The sequence below is a fragment of the Marinobacter bohaiensis genome (genome assembly GCF_003258515.1).
GTDB classification, from domain to species: Bacteria; Pseudomonadota; Gammaproteobacteria; order Pseudomonadales; family Oleiphilaceae; genus Marinobacter_A; species Marinobacter_A bohaiensis.
This window is the reverse complement of sequence record NZ_QGEH01000005.1, coordinates 220,481-230,207: the sequence shown is the minus strand read 5'-3', so window position 1 is coordinate 230,207 and position 9,727 is coordinate 220,481. Positions and strand designations below refer to the sequence as shown.

The following is a 9,727-nucleotide window of genomic DNA, read 5'->3' as shown; positions in this document are numbered from 1 at the left end:
GTGACATGGAGGGGTTGTCAAGCTACTGCGTTCGTGGCGCTTGAAAACCCCTCTTGGCGATTGAATAAGTGAATCCCTTCGCAAAGGGTCCACTCTGAGAGACAAGTCCTGTGCCAGAAAAAGAAAGGCCAATAAAAACAGATCTCTAACGCCATTCCACTCGATTCACCCACCGGTCGCCGGGCAACAAGTTGCTCAAATCGAGCAAGATCTTGCTTGATTGGGCGAGATATTGCTCGCCGAACGGTGGCGTGGGGCCTGTCGGTGAAGGGTAATGCGTGGGTCGTTTCTGATCGTCCGATGACAACGGCGTGATTCCGGCCGCCGGGTGGGCGAAGACCCGGCGGTCACGGAGACGTTAGAAGAACAGCTCTTTGAGCTTCGCGCCGGGATCCGGTGCCCGCATGAACGACTCGCCCACAAGGAAGCCGTAGATTCCGTGGCCGGTCATGGCGTCCACATCCTCGCGGGTCAGGATGCCGCTTTCGGTGATGGTCAGGCGGTCGTCCGGAATGCGCTTGTGCAGCTCGAAGGTGGTATCCAGAGAGACGTCGAAGGTGTGCAGATCGCGGTTGTTGATGCCCACCAGCGGCGTGTCCAGGGTGAGGGCTTCGTCCATTTCCTCGCCGTTGTGGACTTCCACCAGCACGTCCAGGCCAATCTCACCGGCAATGCCGGCCAGCTCCTGCATCTGGTCTTTGGTCAGGCAGGCGGCGATGAGCAGGATGCAGTCGGCGCCGATCATGCGGCTTTCGTACACCTGATAGGGCGCTACCATGAAATCCTTGCGGATCACCGGCAGGTTGCAGGCGGCGCGGGCCTCTTGCAGGTAGTCTTCGTGGCCCTGGAAGAAATCGTGATCGGTGAGCACGGACAGGCACGCGGCCCCGCCGGCTTCATAGCTCTCGGCGATGGCGCCCGGCTTGAACGGATCGCGGATCACGCCCTTGCTGGGCGAGGCTTTCTTCACCTCGGCGATCACCGCCGGCGTCTGGCGCGCGATGCGCTCACGCAGGGCGTCGGCGAAGCCGCGGGCCGCCGGCGTATCCACCGCCCGGGCGCGCACGTCCGCCAGCGGCTGACGACGCTGGCGCTGCTCAATCTCTTCCCACTTGCGATCGACGATGCGGCGCAGGATCGTGGGGGTGCGGTCGTTGGCGGATGCGCTCATGGCAAAACCTCGGAAGAATCTCAGAAACAGTGGGAGAAGTCGGCCAGCTCGGTCATCTTGCCCTTGGCCAGGCCGCTGCCGATGGCGTCCAGCGCGAGTTCGACACCTTCCTGCATGGAACGGGCGAGGCCGGACACGTAGATGGCGGCGCCGGCATTGAGGGCGATCAGGTCGCGGGCCTTGTCGGCGTTCTCGCTGTGGCCGATGCCGAATGCGGCGTTGATCAGCTCCAGCGAGGCTTCGGAGCTGTCCACGCCCAGGCCCACTAGGCTCTGGCTTTTGATGCCGAAGTCTTCCGGGGCGATGTCGTACTCGGTGATCTCGCCGTCTTTCAGTTCGGCGACGTGGGTCTTGTTGGCCAGGCTGATCTCATCAAGGCCGTCCTTGGAGCAGACCACCATGATGTGCTCGCTGCCCAGGCGGTGCAGCACTTCCGCCATGGGGCGACACAGCCGCTCAGTGAAGACGCCGATGACCTGGCGTTTGACGCCGGCCGGGTTGGTCATGGGGCCGAGGATGTTGAACAGGGTGCGCATGCCCAGTTCCTTGCGCGGACCCACGGCGTGCTTCATGGCGCTGTGGTGCGCCGGCGCGAACATGAAGCCGACGCCGATCTGCTCAATGCAGCGGGCCACCTGTTCGGGCGTCATCTCCAGGTTGATGCCGGCCTTTTCCAGCAGGTCGGCGCTGCCGCTGCGGGAGGACACCGCGCGGCCGCCGTGCTTGGCCACGGTGCCGCCGGCGGCGGCCACCACGAAGGATGAGGCCGAGGACACGTTGAACAGGTTGGCGCCGTCGCCGCCGGTACCGACGATGTCCACCATGTAGTCGGCGTTGACGGTGACCTTGGTGGCCAGCTCGCGCATCACTTCGGTGGCGCCGGTGATTTCGTCGATGGTCTCGCTCTTCATGCGCAGGCCCATCAGCAGGGCGCCGATCTGGGCGTCGGTGGCCTCGCCGTTCATGACGATGCGCATGACGGACTTCATTTCCTCGGTGGTGAGGTCCAGGTTCTCAGCGATGCGGTTCAGTGCAGCTTTGATGTCCATGGTGCTCTCTCTTGTCGTTATCCGTCGGCGCTCAGGCCGCCTGGGTCGGCGTTGCGGTGGGCTCGCGCAGGAAGTTGCGCAGCAGCTCGTGGCCCTGCTCGGTCATGATGGATTCCGGGTGGAACTGGACGCCCTCGATCGGCAGCGTCTTGTGGCGCACGCCCATGATTTCCTCCACCGAGCCGTCCGGGTTGCGGGTCCACGCGGTGACTTCCAGGCAGTCCGGCAGGCTGTCCTTGTCGATCACCAGGCTGTGGTAACGGGTGGCTTCCAGCGGGTTGTTGAGGCCACGGAACACGCCCTTGTCGGCGTGGAACACCGGGGAGGTCTTGCCGTGCATGACCTGGCCGGCGCGGATCACCTGCCCGCCGAACACCTGGCCGATGGACTGGTGCCCCAGGCAGATGCCGAGGATCGGCAGCTTGCCGGCGAAGTGGCGGATCGCCTCCATGGAAATGCCCGCCTCGTTGGGCGTACAGGGCCCCGGCGACACCACCAGACGCTCCGGATTGAGCGCTTCGATCTGCTCGACGGTGATTTCGTCGTTGCGGTAGACGTGGACGTCGGCACCCAGCTCGGCGAGGTACTGCACCACGTTGTAGGTAAAGGAGTCGTAGTTGTCGATCATCAAAAGCATGATGCAGCCCTCAGCGGTCAAATTCGTTCAGTGCCATGCCCACCGCGCGGAAGATGGCGCGGCCCTTGTTCATCGTCTCCTTCCATTCGAGACGCGGCACTGAATCGGCGACGATGCCCGCGCCGGCCTGGATGTGCAGGGTGTCGTCCTTGATCACCGCCGTGCGGATGGCGATCGCTGTGTCCATATTACCGTTCCAGGACAGGTAGCCGACAGCACCGCCGTAGACGCCGCGCTTGACCGGCTCCAGCTCGTCGATGATCTCCATGGCGCGGATCTTGGGCGCGCCGCTGAGGGTGCCGGCGGGCAGGGTGGCGCGCAGCACGTCGATGCAGGAGGTGTCGGGTTTCAGGCGGCCGGTGACGTTGGAGACGATGTGCATGACGTGGGAGTAGCGCTCCACCGCCATTTTCTCGGTCAGGCGCACGGTGCCGGTTTCCGACACGCGGCCGGCGTCGTTGCGGCCCAGGTCGATCAGCATCAGGTGCTCGGCGATCTCCTTGGGATCGGCCACCAACTCGGCTTCCAGGGCGCGGTCCTCGGCTTCGGTGGCGCCGCGCTTGCGGGTACCGGCGATGGGGCGCACGGTCACCTGCTCGTCCTCGACGCGCGCCAGGATCTCCGGCGACGACCCGACGATGTGGAAATCGCCCAGGTCGAGGAAGTACATGTACGGCGACGGGTTCAGCACCCGCAGCGAGCGGTACAGGTTCAGCGGCGGCGCGGCGAAGGGAATCGACATGCGCTGGGAAATCACCGTCTGCATGACGTCGCCGTCCAGCACGTAGTTCTTGATGGTGTCGACCGCGTCCTTGAAGCGGTCCTCGCTGAAGCCGGACACGAAATCGGTCTCGTCCACCTGGGTGCCGCGCAGGGCGTCCGGCGTGACCGGGGCGTCGACGCTGGCGTGGTGCAGCCGGTCTTCGAGGGCGTCCAGGCGCGCTTCGGCCGCGGCCAGCGCGTCGGTTTCGCCCGGATCGGCGTGGACGATCAGGTGCAGCTTGCCGCGCAGGTTGTCGAACACGACCACTTCATCGGACACCATCAACAGGATGTCCGGCGTGCCGATGTGGTCCGGCGGGCAGGAATCTTCCAGTCGCGGTTCGATGTAGCGCACGGTGTCGTAGCCGAAGTAACCCACCAGGCCGCCGTTGAAGAGCGGCAGATCGGGGAGATCCGGTGCTTTCACGCGGGCCTGGTATTCCTCGACGAACGCCAGCGGGTCCTCGCGGGTGAAGCGTTCGGTGGCCTGGTCGTCGCGGAACAGGGTGATGTCCTTGCCACGCACTTCCAGCCGCTCCCGGCAGGGCAGGCCGATGATCGAGTAACGGCCCCATTTTTCGCCGCCGGTGACGGATTCGAAGAGATAGGTGTAAGGGCCGGTCGCCAGTTTGAGATAGGTGCTCAGCGGCGTGTCCAGGTCGGCGAGGACTTCGCGCTGGACGGGAATACGGTTATAGCCGGCCTGTGCCAGCTCGGTGAACTGTTCGGGCGTCATGGATCGGTTTCCTGAAATCTGATCTGCGGGTACCGCCACAGGCGACCGGAGTCGGTGCACCGTGGGGTGGTTTCAGGTCGGCATGCTCACGCGAGCACCGACCGGGCTGAGGGGATCAGCCGGTGCGCCATCGCCACCATCGAGTCGCACGCGTGCTCAGCACATTGCGCGATTTTGCAGTCAGTTTCAGTCCCCGCACGGCAGGAAAGCTCCGAAGGTGAGAGTGGAGCGGGCCCGTTGCTGGAAGCAGGCCCGACAAAAGTTAGAACGAGGTTACAAAAGCTCTTCGAGCGAATCAACCACTCGATCCGCTCCGGCGTCGTCGATGTTGGCGCCGTGGTTGTAGCCATAACGCACCGCGGCCACCGGGACACCGGCCCGTTGCGCCGCCAGGATGTCGTTGATGGAGTCGCCCACCATCAGCGTGGAGGCCGTGTCGCCGCCCAATTGCTCAATGGCCAGGTGCAGCTGCGCCGGGTCCGGCTTTTTCACCGGCAGGGTGTCGCCGCTGATGGTGGTGTCGAACCAGTGGTCCAGGCCCATCTTTTCCAGCAGCGGGCCGGTGAAGGCGCCGGGTTTGTTGGTCACCACCGCCAGCCGGGCGCCGGCCTCGCGCAGGGCCATCAGGAACGGCACCACGCCGTCGTAGACCCGGGACATGTGGCCGTTGAGGCCGGTATAGGCGTTGAAGAAGCGCTCCTGGGCATCGTCGAACGCGGCGTCGTCGATGGCCGGGCCGGCTTCGTGGTCGAAGCGGCCGGCCAGGGCGCGGCGCACCAGCACGCCGGCGCCGTTGCCCACCCATTGGCGGACCCGGTCGTCGCCGGCCGGGTCACGGCCCAGGCTTTCCAGCATGGAATCGATGGCGGCGGCCAGGTCCGGCGCGCTGTCCACCAGCGTGCCATCAAGATCGAACAGAACGGTACGTGGCCACTGGCCCTGAAACAGTGTTTTCATGTTCAGCGGCTCAGGGCGATCTGCTCACGCATGGCCTGGATGGTGGCCTGGTAGTCGTCGGTGTTGAAGATGGCGGAGCCGGCAACGAACGTGTCGGCGCCAGCGGCGGCGATCTCGCGGATGTTGTCGACCTTGACGCCGCCGTCGATTTCCAGGCGGATGTCGCGGCCGCTGGCATCGATGCGCTGGCGCGCCTCACGCAGCTTGTCGAGTGTGCCCGGAATGAACTTCTGGCCGCCGAAGCCCGGATTGACGGACATCAGCAGGATCATGTCGAGTCGGTCCATGACGTAGTCCAGGTAGTGCAGCGGTGTGGCCGGGTTGAACACCAGGCCCGCCTTGCAGCCCGCGTCCTTGATCAGTTGCAGGGAGCGGTCGATGTGGCCGGACGCTTCCGGGTGGAAGGTGATGTAGCTGGCACCCGCGTCGATGAACATCCTGATCAGGTCGTCCACCGGGCTGACCATCAGGTGCACGTCGATGGGCGCGGTCACGCCGTGCTTGCGCAGGGCTTCGCAGACCATTGGACCGATGGTCAGGTTGGGCACGTAGTGATTGTCCATGACGTCGAAGTGCACGATGTCGGCGCCGGCGGCCAGGACGTTATCGACTTCCTCGCCCAGTCGGGCAAAATCGGCAGACAGGATCGAAGGGGCGATCAGATCGGGCTGCATGACAGGTCTCTCTCGGGAATTTGGGTTCTTCCGGGCGGCCAGGGTTACGATGATGGCGAATACGGCTCCCCGGCAACGGTGGGCCAGTTTATCAGTTTGGCTGGGGATATAAGAGGGTGATTGTGCGTACGATGCTGACGGAACGCCGTGTCTGGCTGATGGTGGCGCTGCTGCTGTGGTCTCTGTCGGGGCTGGCGCAGGAGCCGGATGCCGAGTCCGAACCGGAGGGCGCCGCGGCCGACTCGGCAGGGAACGGGAATGACGATAGCGCGCCAGAGAAGCCGGTTGAGCGTCCCTTCGTCTCCGTTGGACTGGGCCAGGAGGCGCTGGCTGCCCAGCGGCCGGAGCAGGCGGTGTGGCTGGACGCCGGTGCAGGCGGTCGCGTGTTGGGGCTGCTGGAGCGGGAGTCCGGCAGTGAAGCAAAGGGCGCCGTACTGGTGCTTGCCGATGAAGGCCAGAGCGCGGATACGGCGTTGGCCGGTGCCTTGCGCGAGCCCCTTGCCGAAGCCGGTTGGGCGACCATGAGCCTGGGGCTGGAGTCGCCGCCCTATCCGCTGGTCAGGGCCCGGCGTGAGCTGCTGCGGCTCGACCAGATGCCCAAGCCGCGTGAAGTGGCCGCCGGTGACGCCCCGGTACAGGACGGCGCGGGTGAGGGCGACGCCGACGCCGCAGACCCGGCGCAACCTCAGCCCCAGGGCGAGCCTCAGGCCAACGAGGATTCGATCATGATCGATGTGATGGCCCGGGACGATCTCGACCAGCTCCGCAACGCGTACCGGGAACAGATCCAGGCCCAACTGACAGCGGCCATCACGCACCTGCGTGGGCAGGGGTACTCGCGGGTGGCGCTGGTGGGGGTCGGTCACGGCGCGGCGCTGGCCAGTCGTGTGGCGGCCCAGGGTGTTGGAGCCGGCCCTGGGGAGCCTGCGTTGCTGGTCTGGGTGGCGCCCCGGCTGGACGACGACGATCTCGGCGCGGTGGGCGGCGCTCCCCGGCTGCGTCTGCTGGACCTGCGGTCCAATGCGTCGGCGTCGGACGCGCCCAAGGCTCAGAAAGGCCAGTTGAAGCGGTCCGGGATGCCGGGGTATCAGCAGCAGGTGTTGGCGATGGCATCGCCGCCCGCCTCGGCGGATGCCGCTCTGGTGGCGGGGCGGGTCAGTGGCTGGTTGCGGCGAACCCTGTCGCCGCCGGCACCCTGATGCCATTGAGCCGCATGGTCGCCGGCTCAGTGGCCGCGAAACTTCTCGCGGCGCTTGATCAGGTCCCAGGCCAACTGATAGCGGTGCAGGCGTTCCTTGGCGAGCGCGTATTCCTTGTCGCTCAGGCCCTGGCCGAGCTTGTCCGGGTGACATTCCGACACGCGGCGGCGGTAGGCGCGCTTCATCTCCTGCAGGGACGCCTGGCGGCTGACGCCCAGCAATTTACAGGCGGATTCGAAACTGGTCGGCGCCGGTTGCAGTTCGGGTCGCCGGATCCAGAGCTTGCGCGCGTAGTGCTCCATCACGATGTCCAACGCTTCTACCGGTAACCCGAGTCGGTCGATGGCGTCCTCGCAGCGATGGCGGCGGGCTTTGCTGGGTTGTCCATGTAGCTGGGCGGCGTGGCTCAGGCAGAACAGGATCTGGATGGCCGGGGCCGGCCACAAACCGAGTGTCAGGCGCAGCCGCAAACCGCGCTGATTGGCGAGCGGGTCGGCCAGCTTGCCTTTGTGGAAATGGGCGATGGCTTCCTTGCGATGGCGTTCGGACAGCAGCAGCGCCTTCATCAGGCTTTCGGCAAAGCGGATGTCGGTCTCCGTGACCCGGCCGTCGGCCTTGGCCACGTAGCCCAGAAAATAGAACAGGCTGCGCCGGCACCAGCCGGGCAGGCGCGTGCGCTGCAACAGCGTCTGGGCCTGCAGGCCGCAGGCGTTGAACTCCTCCAGCAGCTCGTAGAACTTGTGCTCCAGGCGACCGGATTGCTGCAGGCCGGAGGTGCGTTCGCTCATGGCCGGGCGCCTCCTGCCTGGGCTTCGCCGTTGGCCGACAACTGGCGGTCCAGGTGGGCCAGGCGTTCCGGTGTGCCGATGTCCTGCCAGTCGCCGCGGTGATGGACGCCGGCCACACGGCCCTGCGCCATGGCGTCGCGCAGCAGTGGGGCCAGCTTGCGGAAGCCGGGGGCGAGGTTCTCGAACAGGCTGCGGTGCAGCAGGCTGATGCCGCTGAACGTGAGCTTCGCCTGGCCGGTATCGTGCACGCGGCCGTTTTTATCCAGGTGAAAGTCGCCCTGCGGATGCTGGGGCGGATTGTCGGTCAGCACCAGTACGGCCTGGTCGCCGGGCGAGGGCTGCAGGCGGGCGAGATCGACGTCGCTCCAGATGTCGCCGTTGACCACCAGGAACCATTCCTCATTGTCGGCGGTCAATGTGTCCAGCGCCTGGCGGATGCCGCCTGCGGTTTCCAGCGGCTCCGGTTCGGGTGAATAGTGGATCGAGACCCCGTAACGGGCGCCATCCCCCAGGGCCGCGATGAGCTTGTCGCCTAACCAGGACGGGTTGATCACCAGCTCGCGGAAACCGGCCCGGGCCAGCTTGTCGATCTGGTGTTCGATCAGGGCGCGGCCGCCGGCCTGGAGCAAGGGTTTGGGCGTCTCCAGGGTGAGCGGTCGCATACGCTCCCCCTTGCCGGCAGCGAGAATCATGGCTCTCACGATTAAGCCGCCTGATCGTCAAGCAGGGGGATGACCCGGTTGCCCAGCCAGTCGTGGAAGTGGCGCAGTGCGGGCTGGCGGGCACTGGCTTCCAGCAGGTAATTCACGGTGCGCGGGATGTCGGCCAGGTAACCGGGCTTGCCGTCGCGGATGTAGAGCCGTGCGAAGATCCCGGAGGCCTTCAGATGGCGTTGCATGCCCATCAGCTCGACCCACTGGCGGAAGGTTTCGGCGTCGGCGTGGTGGATGCCGGCGGCCAGCGTCTGTTGGCGGAACTGCTCGACCCAGCGACTGATGCGTGCTTCGGGCCAGCGGATGTAGCAGTCCTTGATCAGCGACACCAGGTCGTAGGTGACCGGGCCGCGTACGGCATCCTGGAAATCGATGATGCCCAGGTCGCGGTCGTCGTCCAGCACCAGCAGGTTGCGGGAATGGTAGTCGCGATGCACGGGCACTTCCGGCTGGGCCAGGGCGGCTTCCTTGAGCAGGGCAAAGGTGGTGTCCAGCAGGCAATGTTCCTGGTCGCTCAGGGTCAGGCCCAGGTGGCGTTCCAGCAGCCAGTCCCGGAACAGGGCCATTTCCCGGTCCAGCAGGGCCTCGTTGTAGGGGGGCAGCGGGTAATCCGGCGTTTCGCGGGTGGCCTGAATGCGGGCCAGGGCGTCGAGGGCGATGCCGTACAGGTCCTCGGCGTTGTCGTCGGTCAGGTGGTCCAGCAGCAGGGCGTCGCCGAAATCGTCCAGCAGCAGGAAGCCCTGCTCCGGGTCCTCGGCGTGGATTGCCGGGACGTTGACGCCTTGCTTACGCCAGTGCCGGGCGATGGCGACAAAGGGGCCGGTGTCCTCCTTTTCCGGAGGCGCATCCATCACGATCCGCGTGCAGGCGGTGCCTTCGGGGGCTCCGGTGACCCGGAAATAGCGGCGGAAGCTGGCGTCGCCGGAAACCGTCACCGGTTCGGTCTGTTCGAACCCCGGTTGGCGCCGCACCCAGGCGGTCAGTGCTGCAAGTCTGCTGTCCATGAAAGCGTTGTCTGTTCTGAGTGGAAGAGGGCCGACG

The 9,727-nt window shown here is 65.8% G+C and carries 10 protein-coding genes; 1 reads left to right on the top strand and 9 read right to left on the bottom strand.

The annotated features are described in order from the left end of the window. Positions 1-358: 358 nt before the first annotated feature. From trpC to rpe, 6 genes are all read right to left on the bottom strand, one after another. A complete protein-coding gene (gene trpC, locus DKK67_RS19290) occupies positions 359-1,171 on the bottom strand; it encodes an indole-3-glycerol phosphate synthase TrpC (RefSeq protein WP_111498149.1) in 813 nt (270 codons plus the stop codon). A 20-nt stretch (positions 1,172-1,191) separates the two neighbouring features. Further along, positions 1,192-2,220, bottom strand: coding sequence for an anthranilate phosphoribosyltransferase (trpD, locus tag DKK67_RS19285; RefSeq protein WP_111498148.1), 1,029 nt, complete (start codon positions 2,218-2,220; stop codon positions 1,192-1,194). 31 nt (positions 2,221-2,251) lie between these two features. Next, positions 2,252-2,857 (bottom strand): aminodeoxychorismate/anthranilate synthase component II, encoded by a 606-nt coding sequence (locus DKK67_RS19280; RefSeq protein ID WP_111498165.1) that lies wholly within the window; start codon positions 2,855-2,857, stop codon positions 2,252-2,254. 10 nt (positions 2,858-2,867) lie between these two features. Beyond that, on the bottom strand, positions 2,868-4,355 hold the full coding sequence (trpE, locus tag DKK67_RS19275) for an anthranilate synthase component I (RefSeq protein ID WP_111498147.1): 1,488 nt from the start codon (positions 4,353-4,355) through the stop codon (positions 2,868-2,870). Positions 4,356-4,628: 273 nt separating this feature from the next. Then, complete coding sequence (locus DKK67_RS19270) at positions 4,629-5,312, bottom strand: phosphoglycolate phosphatase (RefSeq protein WP_228160712.1); 684 nt, start codon at positions 5,310-5,312, stop codon at positions 4,629-4,631. A 2-nt stretch (positions 5,313-5,314) separates the two neighbouring features. Continuing rightward, the gene (gene rpe / locus DKK67_RS19265) at positions 5,315-5,986 is read right to left on the bottom strand and encodes a ribulose-phosphate 3-epimerase (RefSeq protein WP_111498145.1); all 672 of its coding nucleotides are present in this window, start codon (positions 5,984-5,986) and stop codon (positions 5,315-5,317) included. A gap of 131 nt (positions 5,987-6,117) precedes the next feature. Here rpe and DKK67_RS19260 point away from each other — a divergent pair, with 131 nt between their 5' ends. Then, positions 6,118-7,185 carry a DUF3530 family protein gene (locus DKK67_RS19260; RefSeq protein WP_111498144.1) on the top strand — a complete coding sequence of 356 codons (1,068 nt, stop codon included), beginning with the start codon at positions 6,118-6,120 and terminating at the stop codon, positions 7,183-7,185. Between the two features lie 26 nt (positions 7,186-7,211). Here the strand turns inward: DKK67_RS19260 and DKK67_RS19255 are convergent, their stop codons facing one another. The 3 genes from DKK67_RS19255 to DKK67_RS19245 are packed head-to-tail and all read right to left on the bottom strand — an operon-like array spanning position 7,212 to position 9,690. Further along, positions 7,212-7,973: a DnaJ domain-containing protein gene (locus tag DKK67_RS19255; RefSeq protein ID WP_111498143.1), complete on the bottom strand. Its 762-nt coding sequence runs from the start codon at positions 7,971-7,973 to the stop codon at positions 7,212-7,214. Continuing rightward, on the bottom strand, positions 7,970-8,674 hold the full coding sequence (gene murU / locus DKK67_RS19250) for an N-acetylmuramate alpha-1-phosphate uridylyltransferase MurU (RefSeq protein WP_111498142.1): 705 nt from the start codon (positions 8,672-8,674) through the stop codon (positions 7,970-7,972). The genes DKK67_RS19255 and murU overlap by 4 nt, the downstream gene beginning before the upstream one ends. Positions 8,675-8,676: 2 nt before the next feature. Then, complete coding sequence (locus DKK67_RS19245) at positions 8,677-9,690, bottom strand: aminoglycoside phosphotransferase family protein (RefSeq protein WP_111498141.1); 1,014 nt, start codon at positions 9,688-9,690, stop codon at positions 8,677-8,679. Positions 9,691-9,727: the final 37 nt, after the last annotated feature.